The organism is Clostridium sp. FS41, from assembly GCF_000954015.1.
In the GTDB taxonomy this organism is placed as follows: Bacteria; Bacillota; Clostridia; order Lachnospirales; family Lachnospiraceae; genus Enterocloster; species Enterocloster citroniae.
In genome coordinates, this window is record NZ_JYHN01000067.1 from 396,105 (window position 1) to 421,314 (window position 25,210).

At 46.5% G+C, this 25,210-nt stretch carries 19 protein-coding genes, 1 tRNA gene and 1 pseudogene; 2 read left to right on the forward strand and 19 right to left on the reverse strand.

Features of this window, described 5'->3' with window-relative positions:
* Nucleotides 1-6: 6 nt before the first annotated feature.
* The 9 genes from CLFS41_RS21485 to CLFS41_RS21525 all read right to left on the reverse strand — a co-directional run bounded on the left by CLFS41_RS21485 (nucleotide 7) and on the right by CLFS41_RS21525 (nucleotide 9,511).
* Nucleotides 7-1,380: a hypothetical protein gene (locus CLFS41_RS21485; protein ID WP_045093419.1), complete on the reverse strand. Its 1,374-nt coding sequence runs from the start codon at nucleotides 1,378-1,380 to the stop codon at nucleotides 7-9.
* Between the two features lie 604 nt (nucleotides 1,381-1,984).
* Nucleotides 1,985-2,902, reverse strand: a complete 918-nt coding sequence (gene metA / locus CLFS41_RS21490) for a homoserine O-succinyltransferase (RefSeq protein WP_045093420.1) — start codon at nucleotides 2,900-2,902, stop codon at nucleotides 1,985-1,987.
* Nucleotides 2,903-3,057: 155 nt separating this feature from the next.
* Entirely contained in the window at nucleotides 3,058-5,010 is a 1,953-nt protein-coding gene (ligA, locus tag CLFS41_RS21495) for an NAD-dependent DNA ligase LigA (RefSeq protein WP_007863495.1), read from the reverse strand.
* A 19-nt stretch (nucleotides 5,011-5,029) separates the two neighbouring features.
* Complete coding sequence (locus CLFS41_RS21500) at nucleotides 5,030-5,827, reverse strand: pseudouridine synthase (RefSeq protein ID WP_045093421.1); 798 nt, start codon at nucleotides 5,825-5,827, stop codon at nucleotides 5,030-5,032.
* A gap of 26 nt (nucleotides 5,828-5,853) precedes the next feature.
* The gene (gene queA / locus CLFS41_RS21505; RefSeq protein ID WP_045093422.1) at nucleotides 5,854-6,903 is read right to left on the reverse strand and encodes a tRNA preQ1(34) S-adenosylmethionine ribosyltransferase-isomerase QueA; all 1,050 of its coding nucleotides are present in this window, start codon (nucleotides 6,901-6,903) and stop codon (nucleotides 5,854-5,856) included.
* A gap of 18 nt (nucleotides 6,904-6,921) precedes the next feature.
* Complete coding sequence (locus CLFS41_RS21510) at nucleotides 6,922-7,992, reverse strand: hypothetical protein (RefSeq protein ID WP_045093423.1); 1,071 nt, start codon at nucleotides 7,990-7,992, stop codon at nucleotides 6,922-6,924.
* A 178-nt stretch (nucleotides 7,993-8,170) separates the two neighbouring features.
* Nucleotides 8,171-8,242 (reverse strand) — tRNA-Arg (locus CLFS41_RS21515).
* A 34-nt stretch (nucleotides 8,243-8,276) separates the two neighbouring features.
* Complete coding sequence (locus CLFS41_RS21520) at nucleotides 8,277-8,732, reverse strand: threonine/serine exporter family protein (RefSeq protein ID WP_045093424.1); 456 nt, start codon at nucleotides 8,730-8,732, stop codon at nucleotides 8,277-8,279.
* Complete coding sequence (locus tag CLFS41_RS21525; RefSeq protein ID WP_007863486.1) at nucleotides 8,726-9,511, reverse strand: threonine/serine exporter family protein; 786 nt, start codon at nucleotides 9,509-9,511, stop codon at nucleotides 8,726-8,728. Before CLFS41_RS21525 ends, CLFS41_RS21520 begins: the two co-directional genes overlap by 7 nt.
* 378 nt (nucleotides 9,512-9,889) lie before the next feature.
* On the opposite strand from CLFS41_RS21525, the gene CLFS41_RS21530 reads away from it, so the two are divergent.
* Complete coding sequence (locus tag CLFS41_RS21530) at nucleotides 9,890-10,819, forward strand: DUF5688 family protein (protein WP_045093425.1); 930 nt, start codon at nucleotides 9,890-9,892, stop codon at nucleotides 10,817-10,819.
* 24 nt (nucleotides 10,820-10,843) lie between these two features.
* Here CLFS41_RS21530 and feoB read toward each other — a convergent pair whose 3' ends face one another.
* From feoB to CLFS41_RS21555, 5 genes are all read right to left on the reverse strand, one after another.
* Nucleotides 10,844-12,943 (reverse strand): ferrous iron transport protein B, encoded by a 2,100-nt coding sequence (feoB, locus tag CLFS41_RS21535; RefSeq protein ID WP_045093426.1) that lies wholly within the window; start codon nucleotides 12,941-12,943, stop codon nucleotides 10,844-10,846.
* Nucleotides 12,940-13,176, reverse strand: coding sequence for a FeoA family protein (locus tag CLFS41_RS21540; RefSeq protein ID WP_007863479.1), 237 nt, complete (start codon nucleotides 13,174-13,176; stop codon nucleotides 12,940-12,942). The genes feoB and CLFS41_RS21540 overlap by 4 nt, the downstream gene beginning before the upstream one ends.
* A 172-nt stretch (nucleotides 13,177-13,348) precedes the next feature.
* A complete protein-coding gene (locus tag CLFS41_RS21545) occupies nucleotides 13,349-15,250 on the reverse strand; it encodes an SEC-C metal-binding domain-containing protein (protein ID WP_161797503.1) in 1,902 nt (633 codons plus the stop codon).
* A 150-nt stretch (nucleotides 15,251-15,400) separates the two neighbouring features.
* The gene (locus CLFS41_RS21550) at nucleotides 15,401-16,852 is read right to left on the reverse strand and encodes a HAMP domain-containing sensor histidine kinase (RefSeq protein ID WP_045093428.1); all 1,452 of its coding nucleotides are present in this window, start codon (nucleotides 16,850-16,852) and stop codon (nucleotides 15,401-15,403) included.
* Nucleotides 16,852-17,580 (reverse strand): response regulator transcription factor, encoded by a 729-nt coding sequence (locus CLFS41_RS21555; RefSeq protein WP_007863475.1) that lies wholly within the window; start codon nucleotides 17,578-17,580, stop codon nucleotides 16,852-16,854. Before CLFS41_RS21555 ends, CLFS41_RS21550 begins: the two co-directional genes overlap by 1 nt.
* A gap of 192 nt (nucleotides 17,581-17,772) precedes the next feature.
* Between CLFS41_RS21555 and CLFS41_RS21560 the strand changes: the two genes are divergently transcribed.
* Nucleotides 17,773-18,252 carry a hypothetical protein gene (locus tag CLFS41_RS21560; protein WP_007863474.1) on the forward strand — a complete coding sequence of 160 codons (480 nt, stop codon included), beginning with the start codon at nucleotides 17,773-17,775 and terminating at the stop codon, nucleotides 18,250-18,252.
* A 196-nt stretch (nucleotides 18,253-18,448) separates the two neighbouring features.
* Here the strand turns inward: CLFS41_RS21560 and CLFS41_RS21565 are convergent, their stop codons facing one another.
* From CLFS41_RS21565 to CLFS41_RS21585, 5 genes and pseudogenes are all read right to left on the reverse strand, one after another.
* Complete coding sequence (locus CLFS41_RS21565; RefSeq protein ID WP_007863473.1) at nucleotides 18,449-19,630, reverse strand: N-acetylmuramoyl-L-alanine amidase family protein; 1,182 nt, start codon at nucleotides 19,628-19,630, stop codon at nucleotides 18,449-18,451.
* Between the two features lie 141 nt (nucleotides 19,631-19,771).
* Complete coding sequence (gene uvrB, locus CLFS41_RS21570) at nucleotides 19,772-21,757, reverse strand: excinuclease ABC subunit UvrB (RefSeq protein WP_045093429.1); 1,986 nt, start codon at nucleotides 21,755-21,757, stop codon at nucleotides 19,772-19,774.
* A gap of 44 nt (nucleotides 21,758-21,801) precedes the next feature.
* Nucleotides 21,802-23,250 carry a hypothetical protein gene (locus CLFS41_RS21575; protein WP_045093430.1) on the reverse strand — a complete coding sequence of 483 codons (1,449 nt, stop codon included), beginning with the start codon at nucleotides 23,248-23,250 and terminating at the stop codon, nucleotides 21,802-21,804.
* A gap of 85 nt (nucleotides 23,251-23,335) precedes the next feature.
* Nucleotides 23,336-24,391: a PDDEXK nuclease domain-containing protein gene (locus CLFS41_RS21580; protein WP_045093431.1), complete on the reverse strand. Its 1,056-nt coding sequence runs from the start codon at nucleotides 24,389-24,391 to the stop codon at nucleotides 23,336-23,338.
* Nucleotides 24,392-24,570: 179 nt separating this feature from the next.
* Nucleotides 24,571-24,846 (reverse strand): annotated as a pseudogene (locus CLFS41_RS21585) (DEAD/DEAH box helicase family protein); the annotation flags it as partial.
* Between the last annotated feature and the right edge of the window lie 364 nt (nucleotides 24,847-25,210).

A 25,210-nucleotide genomic window follows, 5' to 3' on the forward strand; every position in this document is an offset into this window, starting at 1 on the left:
GGATCATCAGATATCCGCTTCCGTTTTCCGGTCCGCATCCATGTTACAGTCCACATTCATATTCCGGTCCATACCCATGTTCCGGTCCGCCCCATGTCCCGGAAATAACAGTTCCAGGGTCTGCTTCAGCCGGCTGCTCATGGGATCTCCTTCGCCTCCGCTGTAGCTGGCCCGCAGCGCGTACAGAACAAGACAGTCAAAGGCATTTCCCGGATCCAGCCGGTTCATACCGAACCTGTCAAGAAACAGATTCATCAGATGAAGACGTGCTTCCATGCGCTCGCCTCCGTCTTCACTCTCAATCCTCTCAAAATACAGATCATCCATCCCTGATCCCATATCGGAAGTTTCCATTTCCTCTGCTTCAAACTCTTCGGTCAGCAAAAACAGCAGCAGGAGTACCTTGCGGCTCACGTCATTTTCCCTGGATATCATTTTATAAAGGATATCTTCGCTGGGCCAGCTGTCCTTGATCACCTGCTGCAGATAAACATAATCCCGCTCCTGCCTTTTCGCCTGTTTTTTCTCCGGTTTACTCTCCGTTCTCACCGGAACATGCATTTGCATAAATTCTTCAACCACTGCCTTGATGGACTGTTTTCTTAAGCCTTCCTCCCTCTCCGCCAATCTGTTCAGAGAAGTCTCGTCAAACTCATCTTTGTGCTTTTTCATAAAGTCAAAGGAATCATCCTCAAACCCCTCATCCGGATCCTGCAGCCGGCCAAGCATTTTCATAAATTCCTCATATGCCGTATTATGAAGGATTCCCAGCATTTTGCCGTGGTCAATGAAAAAGGCGCGGAGTTCTTCCTCTGTCTCCACCCGTTCACTGAACTCATCTTTCATGTATAAGGTATGCACCGCTGTCTGTTCCCGGACTTCCTCCCTTGCTTCAGACTGTTTTGCCAATGCCCTCTCAGCCTCATAAATGGGGATCAACTCCTCCTTTAATCTTTGTGCCTCCTTATAGGTCCTTCCGGTTTTCAGACAGAATGCATAAATCAGTTCCACTGGATTTCGATAGTGAATACCCGTATCCGAGGAACTGGCCAGCAGCCGGTATGCCTGCTGCTCATCAAGGCGCAGTGCAAAACAAATCTGAAATAAACTTTCCCGGCTGGGTTCATTGCATCCCTTGATCCAGTTCTTTACATTGCGTGTAACGCTGTCCCGCTTTTTTCCGGTTATTTCCTCCAGTTGGCCAACCAGCACCTTTTGCAGGTCATTGCCGGGATAAACCTTGGTCAATACATCAGAAAATGTTCTGTAAATGGCTCCATGGTCCAGGAAATCGATCACTTCCCGGGGCGACAGATCAAACCGCTGGATCTTTGATTTGTTACACCTTGAAATACGTGTCATATCACTGGCGTTGTCCATAGTTTCTCCTTGGTTATGTTGATCAATAAATTTTTGTGATGAAATGATTGTATCGCATTTCCAGCCTGAAAACTGTATTTTCCCTCTCTGTTCACGCTTATGTCTGACTATGATTATACTATGTTTGGAATAATATCTCAATATGATCCATATTTTATAATTATTTTGTCTAGCAGGATTATTGCTTATATTTTTCTTTTTAAGATCAGATTTTCTATCCCATGCATTACTCCGCAAGCTCTCGTTTGTTTTGTTACCTTTTATTTCTAAAATATCACTTTCGCCGTCCATAGCCAATAGAACCTCAGCAGTGAGTACTTCTAAATCACCAGATACGCAAAACAGCTTTTCATTGATAAATCGATCTATATCATTATAATCTTCATCTGACTCCACTACAAACTGGAATATTAAAACAGGATGACTGAAACCATTTTCTCAGTCATCCTGCTTTTATTTTTTTGTTTGTGTCAAACAGAGCCTACTGAATTTTGACTTAATAAGACACTCGACCCGAGCCATCACACCGCGAACAGGTTCCCCAGTTGCAGTATAGGCAGTTATCCTTGAACTCTTTCCCAAAAGCTTATGGCAGGTATAGCCTTCACTCCTCCTCATCCAACACATAAGGCGTTGTCTGATAAACATAGTAATTCAGCCAGTTTGTATACAATGTATTGGAGGTATTTCTCCATGTCAACGCCGGTACCGAGAAGGGATCATTGTGTTCATAATAATTACAGGGCAGTTCCGGATCCAACCCCTTGTTTAAATCCCTGTGATATTCATTGTTCAGCGTCATCCTGTCATACTCCGGATGGCCCTGGACAAAGACCTGGCTGCCGTCACAGCTCATTACAAGAAAGACTCCCGCCTCCTCTGATTCCGCCAGCACCATAAGCTCAGGATGCTTTAAGATATCACTTTTGCGCACTTCCGTATACCTGGAGTGTGGCGCCAGGAAGTAATCGTTCAGGCTGCGCACCAGGGGCACCTTCCTGTTTAACACCTTGTGATTGTAGATACCGGACAGCTTCCTCTTCATTGGATACTTATGGATCCCATAATGATAATACAGTCCGGCCTGGGCTCCCCAGCAGATATGTATGGTGGATGTCACATGTGTCTTGCTCCACTCCATGATTTTGGAAAGTTCCGGCCAGTAATTAACCTCCTCAAATTCCAGGTTTTCCACAGGCGCCCCGGTGATGATCATGCCATCGTATTTTCGCTTTCTGATATCGTCAAATGTTACGTAAAATTTATTCAGATGGCTGGCCGAGGTATTCTTGGACACGTGGGTGGACAGCATGAGAAAGGTGCAGTCCACCTGCAGGGGCGTATTGGATAATGCCCGCAGAAGCTGTGTCTCGGTATCCTCCTTGATAGGCATCAGGTTCAGGATTAAAATCTCCAAAGGTCTGATGTCCTGCCTCATGGCACGGTCCTCATCCATGATAAATATATTCTCTGATTCCAGAATGGCTCTGGCCGGAAGTTCCTTTTGTACTTTTATTGGCATACTTGTTCTCTCCCTTCAAATGTTGTGTGATCCATTCACAAACAGCACAGATTCGCCGGCAATCCCACAGCCGCTGCATACAGGTTTTTGTCTGAACCATCCACGAGCGTGTTTGAATAATCATTTCCGCCATCCGTATGCCGGCCGAAACTGTGCTACAACATTCGCAGGAACTCCTCCTCGGATATGATGGGAACCCCAAGTTCCTTTGCCTTTTTATTCTTTGATGAATTGGAGGCCGCATCATTATTGATCAGATACGTGGTCTTGGCAGTGACAGAGCCTGTGGCTTTGCCGCCCTTGCTCTCGATCACTTCCTGCAGCTCCTTGCGGTTTGCAAAATGTTCCACCGATCCGGTGATCACAAAGGTCATTCCCTCAAAAACAGCCTCGCCTGTCTCCGCCTGCTCCAACTCAATGGTAAGTTCTTTTAGCAGGTGATCCACCGACTGGTTATTTTTCTCCGATGAAAAGTAATCCATCCATGCCTGGGCCAGCACGCCTCCGATCCCGTCCACAGCCACCAGCTCCTCAGCCTGGGCATGGCGCATTTTCTCAAAATCAAACTTAAACTCCCTGCAAAGCATCTTGGCATTGGCAAGCCCGATCCCGGCAATTCCCAGACCATAAACCAGCCTTGGCAGGGTAGTATTGGACGCAGTCTGTATGGATGCCATCAGATTGTCATATGATTTCTGCCCAAAACCGTCCATCTCCACGATCGTGTCCCTGTACTGGTCCAGATGGAAAATGTCGGCATACTCATGGATAAAACCTGCCCCGATAAATTTCTCCAGGGTCGCCTCTGAAAGTCCGTCAATATTAAGGGCATCGCGGCTTACAAATAATGTAAAACTCTTTATCTTCTTAGCCTGGCAGTCAGGATTGATACAGTACAGGCTTTTCACGTCATTGATCTGTTTGATCTGGGTTTCTCCGCCGCATACGGGACATTCCCCAGGTATATCTTTTACCCCGCTGCGGGTCAGATTGTCTGCGATCTGGGGAATGATCATATTCGCCTTATAAACAGTTATGGTATCGCCCACTCCCAGTTCCAGCCCCTCCATAATGCTCAGATTATGGACACTGGCCCTGCTCACCGTGGTTCCCTCCAACTCCACCGGATCAAACACTGCCACCGGATTGATCAGCCCTGTCCTGGAAGCGCTCCACTCAATGTAGTCCAGCCGTGTCTCCCGGATCTCGTCCTGCCACTTAAACGCAATGGAATTGCGCGGAAACTTCGCAGTCCTTCCCAGGGATTCCCCGTAAGCAATATCATCATAGGTAAGCACCAGACCATCGGAAGGAATGTCATTGCCCTCCACCGCGTCCGCAAATTCCTTCACCGCCTCAGGCAGGCTCTCTGCGGTTACTTCCGTAAATGCCACAACCTCAAATCCCTGTTCCCTCAGCCATTCAAACTGTCTCCTCCTGGAGTTGTCAAAATCCACCCCATCCGCCCTCACAAGGGCAAATGCCTCGAAATGCACGTTCCGCTCAGCCGTGATCTGGCTGTTGAGCTGGCGCACGGAGCCGCTGCACAGATTCCTGGGATTCTTGTATTTTGCATCCACGTCCTCGATTTCCTCATTGATCCTGCGAAAATCCGAATAAGTGATCACAGCCTCTCCCCGTAGTACCAGCTGTCCCTCATAGGAAATACTCAACGGAATATTGGAGAATACCTTTGCATTGGCAGTGATCACTTCCCCAATCTCTCCATTTCCCCTTGTAACCGCCTTCTGAAGGCTTCCCCCTTCATAGGTCAGCACAATGGTCAGACCATCCATCTTCCAGGACAGCAGGCCCTTCTGGGTTCCCAGCCATGCCTGCAGATCCTCCACGCTCTTTGTCTTATCCAGCGAAAGCATGGGAGAATCATGAGTTTCCTTGGGAAGCTCACTTAACACCTCATACCCTACCTTCTGGGTAGGGCTTCCTGACATGATGATTCCTGTCTCCTGTTCCAGAGAACTCAGCTCATCATAAAGCTTGTCATACTCAAAATTGCTCATGATCTCCCTGCTCTCCTGATAGTAGGCTTTTCCCGCCTGCCTCAGGATGGAAACCAATTCTTTCATTCTCTGAATTCTGTCTTCCATTCTGTTCTCCTGATTTAGATTACTGTCCGCCATGTCTGACCGGCAAACTGGTGGAATCCTTTAAAAGACGGGTCAGTTCCCGGTATTCCTCCGGTGTCACCTTCCTGCTTTCCCCTGTTTTAAGGTTCCCCAGACAAAGGTTCATGATCCGCACCCGGACCAGCTGTTTTACATGATATCCGCAGGCTTCGCACATGCGGCGGATCTGCCTGTTAAGTCCCTGGGTCAGTACAATGGAAAATGTCTTTTCCCCCACTTTGTGAAGCCTGCAGGGCCGGGTCCCCACATCCAGTTCCTTCAGATACACGCCCTTTGCCATCTGATCCATGAACTCCGCTGTCACTGCATGATCCACGGTGACAATATACTCCTTTTCATGAGCATTGCCGCTGCGCATGATTTTATTCACCAGATCCCCCTGATTTGTCATAAGAAGCAGACCCTCCGACTCCTTATCCAGCCTTCCCACCGGATAGATCCGTTCCGGATACTTCAGGTATTCCACTATATTTTCAGCCCTGTCCTTGGATGAGGTAGTGCACACGATCCCCCGCGGCTTGTTTACTGCCAGCAAAATAGGCTCCGGCCTTCCCGATGTCTCCCAAGACACAGGGATTCCATTACAGACCACCGTCTGCCCCGGTGACACCTTCTGCCCCATAACTGCCGGACAGCCGTCCACCAGCACCCTGCCTTCCTGAATCAGACGGTCCGCTTCCCGCCGGGAGCATACCCCCATCTGACTGAGCCATTTATTCAGACGCTCGTCCTTAACCGATTCGTCTTTCACTGATTCTTTCTTAACCGCTTCTCTCATAACGATCTCTCTCATATCCTCTGCAGCTACTGGTTCCCCGTTTTTGGATCAGATGCAATGAACATAGCATCCCCAAATGAGAAAAACCGGTAGCGTTCCTTCACAGCCTCCTGGTAGGCATTGAGGATGTGCTCCCTCCCCGCCAGTGCACTCACCAGCATGACCAGGGTGGACTCGGGCAGGTGGAAATTAGTGATCAGCGCATCCAACACCTTAAACCGGTATCCCGGATAGATGAAGATCTCCGTCCATCCTGTCTTTGTCTCCAGAATCCCCTCCTGGGTGGAAGCTGATTCCACTGTCCTGCAGCTTGTGGTTCCCACACAGATGACCCGGCCGCCGGCTGCCTTAGTGTCATTGACCTTCCTGGCCTCAGATTCCTCCACCACATAAAATTCCGAATGCATATGGTGGTCCAGCACATTCTCCACCTTTACCGGGCGGAAAGTACCAAGACCCACATGAAGCGTCACATGGGCGATCTTCACTCCCATGTCTTCTATCTGTTTTAAAAGCTCCTTTGTAAAATGGAGCCCTGCCGTAGGTGCTGCTGCCGATCCCTCGTGCTTTGCATACACGGTCTGATACCGGTTCTTGTCCTGAAGCTGATGGGTGATATAAGGAGGAAGCGGCATCTGACCCAGTTGATCCAGGATCTCCTCAAAGATCCCCTTGTAGCTGAACCGGATCAGCCGGTTTCCGTCATCCACGGTATCGATGACAGTGCCGGTCAGAAGCCCCTCTCCAAAATCAATCACAGTACCTGGCTTGGCCTTTTTTCCGGGCCTGACCAGGGTTTCCCATATATCATTCTCCCTGCGCTTTAACAGCAGTATCTCAATCTTTGCACCGGTGTCCTTCTTTGTTCCGAATAATCTGGCCGGTATCACCTTGGTATCATTAATCACCAGACAATCCCCCGGTCTTAAATACTCAACAATATCCCTGAATACCCTGTGCCGGATCTCTCCTGTATCCTTGTCAAGCACCAGAAGCCTGGAGGATGACCTGTCCTCCAGAGGATCCTGGGCGATCAGTTCTTCCGGTAAATCAAAATAAAAATCCCTAACATCCATGTCTTTCTTCCTCCAGCATCACTCTATCTTCACATTGGAACCGCCAGTGGTCCCTTCGGCCGGTTCCTGTCCGCTGGAAGCAGTCTGTCCCTCTAAGCCTTGTCCCTCCGAGCTTTGTCCCTCTAAGCCTTGTCCCTGGGATCCGTTTTCCCCTGCTGGGGAACCGCTCTCAGGCGAGACGGCCGAATCATCCTGGCTTCCCTCATTCCGGCTGTCATCGGCCTGGGTGCCATCATTGCCGGATTCATCACTTCCGCCATCCTCCAGGGATACAAAACTGTCCTGTCCATCCTCCTCGGCGTTTGAAACAACCGCACCGTTTCTCAGATCCTTATAAATTCCCGCCAGCAGGGTATCGGACTCAATAGCCTGCCTCAGGCGCTCATTAACCTGGTTGGATAACAGTCTCACGTCCTCGGACTGGTTCTGCTTTGCCACATAATCGGCCTCGTCACCTACCACATTTTCACGGATGATATAATTACCGCTGTCATCCTTCAGCACATAACACCACATCAGGCCGGGTGCCAGGGTATCCACTCTTCTGAACTTCACCTCGTAGGTCACATAGACCACATAGGATTCCTCTGTCAGACCTGGCTTTGTATAGCACACGATATCCTGATAATCTTCAATGTACACGGCTTCATTCTTCAACTCATCCTTGCGCGCATTTAAGCTCTCATCCGTTGCCTTTCCAAATAGCTGGAACAGCTTTTCAGCGTCCTGGTCCACCTTTGCCTGGAAATACTCGCTGATGATCAGGTTCACCTGTGGAATCTCGTCCTTCTGAAGCTCATAATCCGAAAAATCCGTTGTATACTGACTGTTGTCCGGTGCAACCGCATCCTGGCTCTGTTCTTCCTGCCCCTGGTCTTTCTGCCCCTGGCTGTCCTGGGAGCTGTGGCCGGCATCCGCTGAAGTCTCGGTTCCCGGGGCAGCAGTCTGCTTGTCCGATGGCTTTTTGTCCATCACCACAATAATGATGACCAGCACGATCACGATCAAAAGAGGGATTGCCGCCATACGAATGTATTTTATCTTGTCATCAGCAGATCTCCTGCTGGTCCGTCTTCTGTTCTGTCCCATATTATAAGTCCTCCGCTCTAATACCACTTCCATGGAATTTGATTCATTCAACTACTTCGTTTTATTCTAACAAAAACCACGGCAAAATGCAATGTTACCATCCTTTAAGAATTAATTAAAACACCGCAAAGGCAAGGTCTCCCCTACACTCTGCGGTATCAAAAAATGCAATCAAAAATGCGTCTGAGAGGAATCGAACCTCCGCACGCGGCTCCGGAGGCCACTGCTCTATCCACTGAGCTACAGACGCATCCCCATAATAATACTATATTTTCCCAAAAACTTCAAGCCCTATTTTTATCTTTGTTCTTTATCATCTTAAACATGGAGTCCATAAGGAACACAGCCATTGCAATGGCGCCTGCGATCTGCATGGTTTCGATCAGGTAATAGGTGGACTGTTCCCGGCTGCTGCGGATGATATTATATACACAGTTATAAATAGAGGTTCCCGGAACCAGGGGCAGGATTCCCGGGATCAGGAAAACAGACACAGGCGCTCTGAGTATCCTGGCCAGGATATGCCCCAGCAATGCAACAGACAGGCCGGACAAAAATGCGGCAAAGATCAGGGATCCCGTTTCCTCTCTGATCAAAAGATACACCAGCCAGCAGACCCCCCCTGTCACACCGGACCAGCCCAGATATTTCTTTGGCAGGTCTAATACGATCCCGAAACTGAGCACTGCCATAAACGATCCGGCCACCTGCACAGCTTCGGCTACATGACTTCCTACCATATGCCTCCACCTCCTGCCAGCTGATGGAATAATGCCATACTGGCACCCACTCCGGCTGCCACTGCAAGTGCTGTCACAATGGCCTCCAGCATCCTGGCTGCCCCGGAAGAATAATCCCCGTTCAGGGTGTCCCTCACCGCCGTGGTAAAAATAACCCCGGGCAGCAGCGGCATGATGGCGCTGATAATAACAATATCCGTATTACTCCCGGGAAAAAGCCACCGGTTCATCACCAGGGCACTGAGGCCCAATGAAAATGCTCCCAGCACATTGGTACAAAAGTCATTAAGCATGATACGGGATGCCACATATACCACCAGACCCAGTACGCCTCCAGTAACAGCGGCAGCTCCGCAGTCCACAGGGCTTCCCCCCAGCACAATACCGAAGAAAAAGGCAATGAACATATAGTTCAGGGCTTTCAGCCACTTCTTATACTGGGAGCCGGCCTGTATCCGTTCCAGTTCTTCATATGCCTCGGCGGGCGCCATTTCCCCTCCACACAGCTTCCTGGACACCTGGTTGACCAGATAGATCCTGCCCAGATTGGTGGAACGGTCCTCCACCCTGCGCACCAGGGTGATCGGTTCCCCGTCCCCGCTGTCCAGGCTTACGAAAATACCTGTGCTAAATACCATAGACTGCGCTTTCCTGCCGGGACAGCTGCTTAGGATATATTGGATCGTACCCTCGATTCTGGCTATCTCAGCCCCGCTTACAAGCATGATTTCCCCGGCCAGCACCGCAGTCCTTGCCAGGAGATGGTCTTCATTTCCCATGTTTTCACCTGTGTATTTTAATCTTACTTATACTCACATATTTCGCCAATTTTGAGTATAACAGCCATGCCGGTTTTCGTCAACAATCAGAAACGGATTCACCGCCTCCCTGAGAATGTAAAGAATTCATAAAATCCCCCTCCTTGCCATTGACAAAATGGGAAACATGGATTAAGCTAGGTTCAATTCTTAATTATTCTATCCATGATCCATCTTTTTCATCCTGTAGATTCTAAGGCTGCATATTTCTCAGCATTGATCCCAGGCCACCCTTATGGTCCGCATTCTTCATGGTCCGCATTCTTCATGGTCCGCATTCTCCATGATATGTAACTGTATCACAGTTATCATAAATATTATAAAAAAGGGGGTAGTTTCGTGATATACGAAGCATTTCTCAACAAAGTAACCAAGCAGATGACACAGGAACTGGGGGAGGGCTATGGCCTGACACTGCGCAAGGTCCCCAAGAACAACGGACAGATCCTGGACGGACTGTGCATCACCCATGGGGATGACCATGTGGCTCCGGCCATGTATCTGAATCCCTGCTATGATCAGTATCTGGCAGGACGGCCCATGGAGGATATTGTGGCAGAGCTCATTACATTGTATCAGAAGAACCACACGCCGCCCGACCTGGACTACGCCAGGCTGGCACGCTACAGGGATATGAAACCCCATATTGCCTGTAAACTGATCCATGCCGCTTCCAACCAATCCCTTTTAGAGGAGATCCCTCATATCTTGTGGCTGGATCTGGCCATTATCTTTTACCTGTGTATCCATGAGGATGACAGCGGCCTGATGACCGCCGTGATCCATAACAATCACCTGGATGTATGGGATATTTCCCTGGAGGAATTAAAGGAGACGGCACTTGCCAACACCCCATCCCTGTTTCCCCCTGTGATAACCAGCATGTCACAGATGATCGAAGACTTGAGCCGGGCCGTGGCAGAGGAGGAATCCGCATGTCTTCCCTCCTCTGACCAATCCGCGCCATTCTTTGTATTGAGCAATACATCCGGAATCAATGGCGCCGCATGTATCCTGTACCCGGATGTAATAAAAAACTTCGCAGAAATAATGGAAAAAGATATTATCATCCTTCCATCCAGCATCCACGAAGTTCTTCTGCTCCCTGATGAGGGAGACATTTCCTGCGATGAGATGAGCAGGCTTGTGACCCACATCAATCAAACCGAGGTTCCCAAAGAGGACCGTCTCTCCAATCAGGTATATCTCTATTCACGTATCCATCAGACCCTTACCCTGGCGTCCGGCTGTATGATACCGATCTGCTGATCCCATCTTACATGCGCTCCCTGCCTATCCAAACAGCAGGCTTCCCACCTGGAATACCAGTACGGCTCCGGCCCATGCGACCGCCAGCTGAAAGAAAACCATGCCAATGGTCCATTTCCAGGAACCGGTCTCCTTTTTGATCGTTGCCACTGCAGCGATACAAGGAGAATACAGCAGGCAGAATATCATCAATGCATAGGCATTTACCCCGCCGAAACCGGCCACAGACAGGCTGGAGGACAGCTGGGACATACCTGCCGCAGAGTTAATATTGTTAATGCCAAAAAGGACACTGAAACTGGATACCACCACCTCTTTGGCTGAAATACCCGAAATAAGGGCAACCGCCACCTGCCACATCCCCAATCCTGCCGGGCGCAGCACCGGGACCAAAACATGGCCGATAATGGCAGCAAAGCTGTCTGATACATCGGATACAAAGCCTGCCGGTCCCAGGTTGAGAACAAACCAGAGTACAATGGAAGCAATAAATATAGTGGTTCCGGCCTTACTTAAGTAGTCCTTTACCTTGTCCCATACATAGATGGCCACGGTTCTGCTGTTGGGGGTCTTGTACTCAGGCAGCTCGATCAGCAGGGCATTCTGCGAGCTGTCGTGCTTCTCATGCATATGGGCCACAAATGCCACGAAAATCGCCATGCACAGGCCTATGATATACAGAGAATATGCCACAAACAGGGCCTTATCCGGGAAAAACATATCAGCAAACAGCACATAGATGGGGAGGCGTGCGGAACAGGACATAAAGGGTGTGACCAAAATCGTCCTGCGCCTGTCCTTCACACTTTCCAGAGCCCTTGTAGCCATTACAGCCGGCACCGTACACCCGAACCCCAGCAGCATGGGCAGGAATGCCTTGCCTGAAAGTCCCACCATGCCCATTGTCTCATTCATCACATAAGCAACCCTGGCCATATATCCGCTGTCCTCCAAAAAGGCCAATGCCAGGAAAAGGATGAAAATATTGGGCAGAAAGGTGAGGATTCCTCCCACGCCTGCAATGATCCCATCCACGATCAGGGAAGTGATCCACTGGGCCGCATGGATATTGGTGAGAAATGCAAGGGACGCCCGGGATAACACGTCCAGCCCGGTCTCAAAGTATCCTTTGAGGAAATCTCCCACCGTAAAAGTCAGGAAAAATACCAGCGCCATAATCCCCAGGAACACCGGGATCCCCCACACCGGGTGGGTCATGATACGGTCTGCCTTGTCCGTGGTGGCTGCCTTTACATCCTTATTAAAAAGGCATTCCTGGATCACTTCTTCTATGTAATCGTACTTTTCATTGATGATCTGCTTTTCATAGTTCTTTGTAAGGATCTGCTCCATCTTTTCCAGAGGATGGTCGCTTATGACCACCTCATCAAACTCCAGGAACTTAATAGCATGCCAGCGCATATTGTCCATTTCACCGTATGTTTCATACAGCGCTTCCTCGATCCGGGCAATCTTCTCCTCCACCTCGGGGCTGTAGCGGATAACCACTCCCTGAGGTCCTTCCTCATAATGATGGACCACTGCATGCATCAGGACATCCAATCCTGTGCGCTTCCTTGCAGAAACCGGGACCACCGGAATTCCGCCAAGCATTTCCGGAAGGCGGTGCATGTCAATCTCCATGCCCCTCTCCTCCACGATATCCATCATGTTGAGAGCCAGGATGACCGGCTTCTTAAGTTCGATAAGCTGCATGGTAAGGTACAGGTTGCGTTCCAGGGAGGAGGCGTCCACCACATTAATGATAACATCCACTTCCCCGTCCTCGATACATTTTCTGGTCACCTTTTCCTCTATGGTGTAGGAGGTAAGGCTGTAAATACCTGGAAGGTCGATCACTTTGATGGGGCGTCCCTTGTAACTAGTCTCCCCTTCCACACGCTCCACGGTAACGCCGGGCCAATTGGCCACTTTGAGCTTGGCTCCTGTAAATGCATTAAATAAGGTGGTCTTCCCACAGTTGGGATTCCCCACAAATCCCACTGTAATGGGACGCTTGCTCCTCTCATGCTTTTTAGCCCCCGGCTTTCTCCCGTCAGGTTCCTTTCCAAGGATCACACTTCCATACGAATCGCTTCCCGATGCTCTGCCCTGACCGTTCATGACGCATGCTCCTCCCTGACAGTTATCCCTTCCGACAGGCGGCGGCCCAATGCCAGCCTGGTCCCTCTAACTTTGATGATAACGCTTCCGCTTCCCTTTTTATTCAATATATTCACAGGCGTGCCTTCATTGACCCCCAGGGCCTCCAGCCTCCTGGTAATGCTTTCATCCACCTGAACACCGGCCACCACATACCGGCCGCCAACCTCACACTCATTTAATCTCTTTTGCATTCCGACTTGTATCCTCCTGTAAAATCCTTCAAACCATATTCATTGTATGCTTAATAAGAAAAATTGTCAATAAGAAGAGTTTGTCACAACAAACTCTTTTTTAACAATGGGATGAAATGAGATAAAAATACAAAAAGACACAGAGAAATCTCTCTATGCCTTTATGGTAATATCAACGGTTTTTTCCGCAGCAGTTCTTATATTTCTTACCGCTTCCACAGGGACAGGGATCGTTTGGATATACCTTCTTTGCCTTCTCCCCCTGTCGCTGTGAAAGGCGGATGATATTGTCCTTTTTTATCCCGGATCCTAATGCTCCCTTATCAACCAGCTCCAGGGGCGTATATCCCCGGTTCATCAGCATGCGGGTATTGTTCCACAGTTCGCCGATGGCCTGGACCAGCTGCTCCATCTGCGCCTGACCGTTACATATAATATCATTTTCCACCAGGATATTTAAAATCTCCCGCATCTGGCAGCCGTCTGTGATCTCATGCTGAACCATCATCCCTGCATACTCCGCGGTCTCCTGATCCAGTTTCATTTTCTTTACCAGAAATGCAATAAAATTCTTCAGGAACCGGTCATTGGGCAGATACCCGGTCCGGGCCAGGTCACGGATCTCATCTCCTGTGGGTATATAAAACTCCTTATCTCCCTGTGCCATAAGAAGTCCTCTGTCATTGGGATAAAGGAGCTTGTTATAAAACATATCCTTCTTATACACAAACTCCATAAAGCAATCCGGTACCTGTTCCGCCATCCGGACCAATTCCTCGCAGCTGACAGAATCCCCGCTGGCAGCGGCAAAATACCGGGTCATGATCTTTGCCGGCAGGATCCCGCAAAGACCGGCTGCCGCATCAAAGCAGTCCACCAGGGCACTGAATCGTCTTCTTTTTTGCTCAAATTCTTCTGACTTTATGGATTGGTAAATATTCTTCACATCTTCAGGAATCACGATCCGGTCATCTTCCCTGACACCTATATAACAAGACTCATAAAGTCTCTCCAGCAATTCTGCCTCATCCTCATCACCGATCCCGCCATTTTTAATAATCTGCTCAAAGCGATTCAGCTCATCCGTTCCAATGCAGACAAAATACCGTATGGCCTCCTCAGCTTTCAGCATCTCCGCTGACAATGCGGTGATCAGCCGTTCCTTCCCATACTTTGAAAACTGATCCATGCCTTTGAGCTCTGCAATCTCCACCAGATCCTTTCTGGTGAAATCAGCAAATATATCTTTTAAGTAGACAGCCTGTGAGATCTCATCTTTCAAATACTGTTGAAATGCCTCCCTGTCATTCTCTAAACTAATGTCATACCTGTTGATATTTTTTCTTATAAGCTCTGCCATCATTTGTATGGAATCCTCCATCCTGTGACGGTCCGAACGGAGAGGAATGTTCTTATTCCGGTCTGATTTTGTTGCTTTCAGTCCAAATTCCCCATTCAAAAAATCCTCGTAAATCTCTCTGCCCGTGCGCCTGTCCCCTTTTCCCCAGATAAGGAAACAATCACTTTCAAGAATCTCATTCACCCCAAGCATATCATACGCTTCCTGATATCCCTGACACTCTGCCCATTCGCATCTCTCGTCATGCTCGGGATGGCCTTTATCAGCCATAATTTCAAGGCACTGGTAATATCCCTCGATCCCCCCACAGTCTTCCATGGGACACGCCCCTTTATATTTGATCACCTGTGGATAGTTAAAGGGATAATCCGCAATGATCTTCTCAATCGTCACCCGGTGTCTCCAGTAATCTCCCAGGTCATATATATAGGTAAACCAGTCATTTTCCTCCATATACTTGCGGATATAAGTGGTATTGGCTTCCCCGTAATTATATCTTCCGCCCTTGAAATACTCAAAATCTTCCACATTCTCCATAATGCATAATTCCAGATGATAAAACTCAAACTGGGACAAATGATACCCGGTCCATCCCATTACCTTATTTAAGATCACCCCCAATTGGGAAAATGTAATACCTGAGGGGACAATACACCGTCTCCAGATCGGCGGTTTGGAGCCATTGATCACAATTTTCAACTGATATGCCTTCATCTTTTTTCCTTTCTCCATCGTACCTTCACTGCACCATTGGCTGCAATGCTTTTCGTTATATAAAACCTGATGCTAGAATTATATCATTGATATGTAAAAAGGGATAGATGCCATTTTAACACCTATCCCTCCACCGGCTCACCCACCGGTTTATTTCCCTATACAATGGACAGGATCGGGAGTGCCGGCGGGCAGAACCAATCTGTAATAAGCCCCGTTCTCCGGCGGTTTACGGTTGCCGATTTCCACTCGCCCCCCCAGATACTCCATTCCGGTGCGCACCACAGAGAGCCCTATTCCAAATTCTCCTCCCTTGCCCTGGTAGAACCGCTCAAACACATGGGGAATATCCTCCATACTAAATCCCATTCCATCATCCTCAACCAGTATGACCGCCTGCTCCCCATCCGTTTCACAGCGGACCAAAACTTCACTTTTCCCATAGCGGATGCAGTTGGAAAGGACGTTTTGTACGATCCGCCCTAAAAGTTCAGGATCCGCCCACACATAAACATCCCGCTCTCCCGGTTCCATCCGCAGCTTACTCCCTCCCGCGATCCCTAGAAGGGCGTCCATTCGTTCTTCCAAAAATTCTTCCAGATCTATCTCTGTCATATGCATCTTTAGTTCATTGTTATCCATCTTCGTAAGTGTGAGGATACTCTCCACCAGATTCATCATGCGCATGCTCTCTGATAAGATGACTCCGGCGGCTTTTTTGTGGTCCTTCATCACATCACACTGGATGCCCTGGGCATATCCGATTATGGACGACAGCGGCGTTCTGAGATCATGGGATACATTTTGAAAAAAACGCTCTTTTTGTTTTTCACTTTCCCTGATCTTTAATTCCATCCGGTTGCATGCCTGTTTCAGCGTCTCCAGTTCCCGAACCGAATAAACATCTTCGATCTGCGCAGACTTCCCGTCTCCGATTGCCTTAGCCTGTCCGCATAACTGTTCCAAGGGCCGTGCAATACTGCCTGCCACCATCCATATCATACCGGCAGCAACAAAGACAGCCGCAATTGCTATAAATGCCAAAAGCTTTCCCGTATAGTTCCATAACAGCGCCACATCCGGTATCCTCGCTGCTGCAATAAAATATTTTGCCCTGACATTATTCTCTGCCTCTGCCTGAAAAAGACGGATGCTCCAATTTTCACCGCCCGCTTCTATATTCGTTCCAGCCGTCCGATCCAGCTGTCCGCTTTCGATCAGTTCAACACAAGCTGAAGTAAATCGGTCAAAGCCAGCCGTTTCATCCTGATCATCCGGGTAAATCTTCTTTAATTTTGAATTAAAGACCAAAAGCCTGCCGCCTGTCTCACCTGATTTTACACTCTGCTTAACCTGCTTTAATAGTTCTTTGGAATATGCTCTGTCTTCCTCAGGCGTTCTGTCCTCCGGTGCAGGTGCATCCCGGTAAATTTCCCCGGCCAGTCCCTCCACGATCTTTATGACCTGTTCCGCATCCCGTTCTGCCGTGACATTTACATACCATTGGGATGTGGAAGAAAAGATAAACCAGGCTGAGCCGGTCAGCAGAAGGATCACCAGCAGAACCAGATAAAATATACGCGTATGTATTCTGTTTCCCATTAAGATTGCTGCCTTTCCCAAACCGGCTGTTGTGTAAGGCGGTATCCATATCCCCAGACCGTCTCCACCATTGCAGATACATGCTTCTGTTTAAGCTTCTTTCGGAGACGTTTTACCAGGTCGTCCGGCATCCGCATTTCATCCTGGATTCCCTTGCATCCCCAAATCTGCTCCAGCAATTCCTTTTTAGAAACAGCCGCTTCCTTTCTCTCGATCAGATACAAAAGAAACTCAAACTCCGTAGGCGTAACCGTAAACGCCTCATCGCCCGCATACACTTTTCGTTCCTTTCTGTATATCCTTAGGTTACCGCACTCATACTCATCCTGGACCGGTCTGTCGCTCCCGGACTGTTCCCCGGACAGTTCTGACCTGCGAAACAATGCCTTTACACGGGCAATCAATTCCAGGGGCAGAAATGGTTTGGAAATATAATCATCACTTCCCATGGTAATCCCTGTAACCCGGTCCATGGGGCTGTCCTTTGCCGATACGATCATGATCGGCACCCTGCTTTCTTTGCGGAATGAAGTACATAAACTGAGGCCGTCCTCTCCGGGCATCATCACATCCAGAATGATCATGTCCGGCATCTTTTCACGGACCGCCTTACGTATACTATAGCCATCCCCAAAGACCTCCACTGCATATCCCTCATTCTCAAGAAATGTTTTCATCATCATTCGTATGTTCTGTTCATCATCCGCTATATAAATCAGTTTCTGCATCCTGCCCTCCTCTGTTGTTTTTTTCCAAATCGAAATATATGTCTATCATCATAACATTTTATCAGAAAATCGTAAACGGCTGCCACATATTTGCCACAAACATGCACTGTTAACCACCAAACTGAAACAGGTATAATAACCTCGTGATCAGCATTCACACGACTAAAACAAACCAGAAAGGAAGTATTTATTATGAAAAAAAATATTAAAATTTTATGTACCGCAGCTGTCATGGGCTGTCTCACGGCCTTTCCCTCATGGGCTGCAGAGACAAAAGCCGAATACAAGGAAGAGATTGCCCCGGTCCGGGCGGAGTTAAAAGCCCTGGAATCAGAAATGAAACCTATACGCGAAGAAAACAAGGCTTCTGCTGCCCGTTATAAATCGGTACGCCTTTCTAAAAAGGAAACCGGCTCTCTAAGTGTCAGCAAGGAAACATGGAAAAAAGCAAAGGAACTTCACAGTCAGATCACGGCGATCCGCAAAGATATGGGCAAATCCACCGGCAAAGACTTAAGACAGCAGATAAAAACCGCTGTTAAGGAGAAAAATTTCCATACGGCCATCCAAAGCATGGACCAGCTCCTGGAACTGAAAAAATCAAGACAGGATCCCATCAATGAGATCCATCAGATCTGGCAGCAGATCGATACACTACTTCAGCAGGGTTAATACCCGGAACTGGGATAACGGGTGCAACCGGAAAAATAGCTGCAGCAGGGATAGTTGCTGCAGCAGGGATATCATTTTATTTAAAATGCGATAGATGGTATTTCAGCCATCTACCGCATTTTTCAGCAAACCTTTATTTTACAAAAATTCTACAAACTTCAATTTTGCAAACGATCAATAGCCACATTTAAACCGATTACTGCACCCATGCTCCTGAACTGTCCACATATCTGCCGTCCGGTGTCCACGTACCGGCGTACATCACACCATTGCTGCCCAGGTAATACCACTTGCCGTTTACAGCCTGCCAGCCCGTTGTCATTGCGCCTGATGCGTCCAGATAATACCACTGGTTATTCATCTTTAACCAGCCTGTCTGCATAGCACCGCTGCTGTTCAGATAATACCATCTTCCATTGACAGCCTGCCAGCCCGTCTGCATCTCACCGCTGCCATTCATATAATACCACTGTCCGTTCACAGCCTGCCAGCCCGTTGTCATGACGCCATCCCCGTTCAGATAATACCAGGTCCCGTCCAGCCGCTGCCAGCCGGTCACCCGATAGCCTGAATTGTTAAAATAGTACCATGCACCGTCAATCTGGCGCCATGAGGAGGACGGATATCCGCCTGTGTCATAGGAGTACCACCATCCCTTCTGGTCCTGTACCCAGCGGCCGCTTCCTCCATAGGTTCCCAGTTCATCCTCATCCACATAGAAGGAATGGGAATCCTCGGACCACTCTCCTGTTTTGCTGTTATACTTTGAAATTGCTCTTACCCTAAAGGTGTAGTCCCCTTCCCGGTTAAAATAGCCGGCAAAGTTATAGGATGTCCCTGTGGTGCTGACCGTGGTCACTGTCTTGTCATCCCGCAGCAGTTTTACATCATAGCTTTTAGCTCCCTCTATCTCATCCCACACAGCAATGGTATCTTCCCAGTCCAGGTTTGATGCCCCTTCCAGCTTTCCGCCAATGCGCTTCAGCTCTGCATAAACTTCAATGTAGTCCCCGCTGTCATATATCTTGGCTTTCTTAAATTCCGCATTACATCCCGAAAGCTGAAAATGGCTTTTGGATGTGTAGGAAAAACGGTAGCCATCCTTAGCAGACAGTTCAATCTTTACCTCAGGCACATCGCCCACTGTCCAGGTATCCTGGTCCTCTGAATTCGTATACTCCGCTGATTCCACATAAAACTCGCTGCTTCCCGCTTTTACAGTGATATCGCCGATATCATCACCGCTTGCAGGCGCCTTATCATAAGAAAATGTAAGTTTTACCTTATCAATCTTAGTATCTGCTGCCCAAGACGTGATACCGGTACTAATAGCCATCACGGCTGCCAAAATCAGGCATAATCCTTTCTGTTTTCTCATAAACCTTCCTCCTTGCCTACAATTATATAAATTTTGTTTTAATTGCCTATCTTTATTATAGTAAATCAATCCATTTTGTACAATTTAATAATCCTTAAGAGAATATTACATTTTTAAGACCAGGGGGAGATAGGTTACAAATTATTCCATGTCTAATAGTATTTTCTTGATATCCATCATTCGGTCGCGAAGTCTTGCAGCCTCCTCAAAGTTAAGTTCAACCGCGGCCTGACGCATCTTCTTTTCCAGTTCTTTCACCAGCTTGTTAAGCTCCTTCACATCCATGGATTCCGGATCCTTCTTAAACCGGGCATCCTTCTCCTCCACTGCCTTGGATATTGCGATCAGGTCTCGGACCGCTTTTTTGATGGTTGTTGGAGTGATCCCATGTTCCTCATTATACGTTTGCTGGATCTGCCGCCGGCGTTCCGTCTCCTCAATAGCCACACGCATAGAGTCCGTTATCTTATCCGCATACATGATAACATGGCCCTCTGAATTTCTGGCAGCACGTCCCACGGTCTGGATCAGTGAAGTTTCAGAGCGGAGGAATCCCTCTTTGTCCGCATCCAGGATCGCCACCAGGGTGATCTCCGGTATATCCAGTCCTTCCCTCAAAAGGTTAATGCCCACCAGCACGTCAAACACATCCAACCGCATGTCTCTGATGATCTCAGCCCGCTCCAGGGTGTCAATGTCTGAATGGAGATACTTTACGCGGATTCCCACTTCCCGCATGTAATCCGTCAGATCCTCGGCCATTCTCTTAGTCAGGGTGGTGATCAACACCTTGTGATGATTGGCTACTTCCCTGTTTACCTCTGAGATCAGGTCATCGATCTGTCCTTCCACAGGGCGGACGCTGATTTCCGGATCCAACAGGCCTGTGGGCCTGATGATCTGTTCCACACGCATCAACTCATGTTCCTTTTCATAGACAGAGGGAGTTGCTGACACAAACATCATCTGGCTGATCTTATCCTCAAATTCCCCAAAGCTTAGCGGACGGTTGTCCAATGCGGAAGGCAGACGGAAACCATAGTTTACCAGGGTGGATTTCCTGGACCGGTCGCCTGCATACATTCCCCTGACCTGTGGAAGGGTGATATGGGACTCATCCACAATGATGAGGAAGTCATCCGGAAAATAATCGATCAGCGTACAGGGCGGTTCTCCGGGAAGCCCTCCTGTCAGATGCCTGGAGTAGTTCTCAATACCGGAACAAAAACCAGTCTCCCGCATCATCTCCACGTCAAAATTCGTGCGCTCCGAGATTCTCTGCGCTTCCAGCAGCTTATCTCCACTCTTAAAAAACGCAACCTGCTCCTTAAGTTCGGCCAGGATATTCTCAGTGGCCTCCATCATCTTTTCCTTCGGGACCACGTAATGGGAAGCAGGAAAGATAGCGATATGACCCAGCTGAGATTTTATCTCGCCAGTTAGCGTGTCAATCTCCGCAATCCGATCCACCTCATCCCCAAAAAACTCAATCCTGTATGCCTCACTGTCAGAATATGCCGGAAAAACCTCAAGCACATCCCCGCGGACCCGGAAGGTGCCGCGCTTAAAATCCATATCATTGCGGTCATACTGGATATCGATCAGTTTGTGGATGATCTCATCCCTGTCCTTTACCATGCCGGGTCTTAGGGATATTACCATCTCCTTGTAGTCAATGGGACTGCCCAGACCATAGATACAGGACACGGATGCCACAATGATCACATCCTCCCTCTCAGAAAGCGCAGCCGTGGCTGAGTGGCGCAGCTTATCAATCTCATCATTGATGGAGGAGTCCTTTTCTATATAGGTGTCTGTGGAAGGGACGTAAGCCTCCGGCTGGTAGTAGTCGTAGTAGCTCACGAAGTATTCTACGGCATTATTAGGAAAAAACTCTTTGAATTCACCGTATAACTGGGCTGCTAATGTCTTGTTATGGGCAATGATCAAGGTTGGCTTGTTCAGAGCCTGGATAACATTGGCCATCGTGAAGGTCTTTCCGGAACCGGTGACGCCAAGCAGTGTCTGAAACTGATTACCTTCCTGAAAACCTTTTACCAACTCGGCGATGGCCTGGGGCTGATCACCGGTTGGTGCGTATTCTGATACTAATTTAAAATGATCCATGATTATTCCCTCACATACTATATTTCAAGTCAAAATCAGTTGTTTTATGGTCTTCCTCTTAAAACCAATCCCAGTCCCACTCGAAATAGTTTTGGTATTTCAAAACTACTATCTGCCGATCCTCTACTCTGCTGTGCTTCTAACATCCCCGTTTCATACAAGGCTCTAATCATATCATCGCCTTTTGGCTCTAATCCAGACATCATCTCCCAAATCTCCTCCCGTGTATATCTAGCGGTATCTCTTCCTCTAAATCTTTCAAAATGGTTTTTTAACTGTGGAAATTCGCTCAGATATGTATCACATTTTGTAATAGACACTTTACTAAAAGCATTTCTTATTGCGTTTCCAGAGATTAAACAATTATCATCAAATTTCTCATTTTTTTGTTCTTCTTTTGAATAGTTTGCAAAGTTAATTAATTCTCTTGGATATTTTCCTCCCAATCCATCTGCTATTCTAGCTAAGAGCCAAGAGATCACTGTAGCCTCTCTTTTACCTTTATATACCTGTTTCGCAAAAATAGTATAAAAAACAGTCTTTAGATTAACAGAAAGCAATAATTCTTCTTCATCTAATCCAGTTTCATTGATAACATACTCTAGAACTTTATCATTATTCAAAATTCTTTTCATTAACATCTCTAATAAATTATTTTCATTCCACGATAATTCTACACACTTATCAGATATATGGCTTTTATTTACAAATTCTAAAGTTGACCAAATATCATTTCGTAAAAAGATTTTAAACTTAATTCTAGAAAATCGGTTAATAAATTTTAAATATGTACGAAATAAACTCTCTATACATAATTTTCTTTTTTGATAATCATTGGAAAACAATTCATCAATTTTATCAAAAAGAATCCAACAATCCATATTTTCATTATCTAATGTATCATTAATCTCTGTTAACATATCTTGAGTATCAATACTATACTTACCACCAATTTTAATTTTTACTCCTTTAACCTCTATATCTATTCCCTGTATTGGTGTTCCTATTACCATTCCCCATAATTGACGTAAGATAGATAAAATCCTGAAATCTTCAATAAGTCCTGCTTGTTTATAAAACTCCATTAGATTTTCACCGGTATAATAACCTGACTTTCCAAGTTTAATGGCAATTTTAGTTGCTATATACAACTCCCATATGCTATCAAAATCCGCCTCTTCTTGCTTTAACAGCTTATTAAAGTCATCTGTTTGTAACTCTTTAATATCATTAAATCCTGTACCCGTAACTATTAATACCTTATTTTCCTCTAAATGCGCTAATTCTCTAGCTTTACCTTCATACTTTGAGAACATTTGAAATAATGCACTCTTACCAGAACCCTTAGCCCCTAAAATTAATGCTTTCTGCGGTTTTAAAAATTCATTAAAATCTCTAGTCTTAATAAATTTATCATCTAAATTCTCTTCAGATTCAGAATCAACGGATCCAAATTCTAATGATTCTAAAAGTTCCTCTTTACTATCATACATACGTCTCGTTCCTCCTATATGGTATTTAATATTTTTCATAGTTAACTTCTGCAAAGTTCTACGCCTTTTAATTTCATATCTATCCTTATTCCTTATCAGCTTCTTCAATCCACTGTTTCAATTTACTCTGAAGCAATTTTTTGTCTGGTAAATAAAGCTTATATTCGGACGCATAAATGTTAGCATTGGGAGGCAAAGTTAATTTTACCATGGCTTCTTTATTCTCTTTACAAAGTAATATTCCTATTGTTGGGTTCTCAAACTCTGTACGCACCTCACGATCATAATAATTCACATACATCTGCATCTGTCCTAAATCCTGATGCGTGAGCGTATCGACCTTTAAATCAATTAATACATAACACCGAAGTAATCGATTATAGAGAACAAGGTCTACAAAATAATCGTCTTCATCAAATGTAAATCTTTTCTGACGCTTTTCAAAAAGAAATCCTTTCCCCATTTCCATGAGAAAAGCTTGCAATTTATCAATAATGGCTGTCTCCAAATCGCTTTCCACATACTCTGATTTTTCTTCCAACCCTAAAAATTCCAATACAGTCGGCTGTTTTAATAGATCCTCTGGCTTTCTAACAATATTTCCGTGTTGAGACAGTTGTAATACAGCCTCTTTATTTCTGCTTAATGCTAAACGTTCATAAAGGCTGGAACTATACTGTCTCTGTAATGTTCTATAATCCCATCCTTCATTGTAAGCTTCTATCTCATAAAAATGCCTCTCTTCAATATTTTCAATTCTCATTAATATCAAATAGTGTGTCCATGTTAATTTATAAGGCACTTCTTCATTTCCTAAAATCCGAATCAGTGCTTCGGGAATTCTATCCCCGAATTTCAAGTAAAACTTTCTCATATTTTCTAAATTATCAACAGAAAATCCTCGCCCATATTTTTCTGTTAATCTTAATGATAATTTTTTCAAAACAGCTTTTCCATACTTAGCCCGCACATTCCCTTGTTGTTCATCTTCTACAATTTGTTTTCCTATCAAAAGATTAGTAATTATTTGCATCAGGTTTATCTGTTTATAGGTATTCAAACGTGCACTATCCACGATCTCACTTACCTGTCCATATAGGCTATCAATATTATATTCTTCGATCATAAATTTCTTATCCATATATTTCCTCCCCTTCCATTTGCCACATTCTATTATCTATCAATCGGTCAATATACGAATGAAGGTCACCTGTCCCCCCAGTCCACCTGGTGTTATTCCGTCCATACAGTCCATATAGTCCACAAAATATGGTACAAATAGCGCTAAACAACACCAATCAGTAGTGGTTTGAAACTCATTTCATAGTAGCTCACAAAATACTCTACCGCGTTCTCGGGGAAGAACTCCTTAAATTCGCTGTAGAGCTGTGCGGCGAGGGTTTTGTTGTGGGCAATGATGAGGGTCGGCTTCTGGATTTGCTGGATGACATTTGCCATGGTGAAGGTCTTGCCAGAGCCCGTAACCCCTAGTAAAGTCTGGAATTGGTTGCCTTCCTGGAAGCCTTTTACAAGGGCTTCAATCGCCTGCGGCTGGTCGCCGGTGGGCTGGTATTCTGAGTGTAATTTGAACTCCATTTTCGCTTTTTCCTTCCTTGGTGACCACTTAAAAAGTTCGCCTATTAGGCAGAAATTCGTAAAGGAAAGCCTTTTTATCCTGCCTGATAATCGAACTATTGCTATTTTACGAATGATGGTCGCCAAAACGCTATTTTCTTGACACCGCAACACCAGATAAAACCTGGTGGAATTAGTAATACCAAAGGTCACCAAAATTATAACATAGCGGAAGAAAAAAGTATAGGCGCAAATGTGAACATTTGTTCTTTTTCTTGCGCCTGTTTGATTATGATATTTCAAGCACTTAAATGTAATTATAAATTCCAGAATGCAAGAGTAAATTCTATATTTCTGGAAATTAATTTTGCACAGATATTCGCCC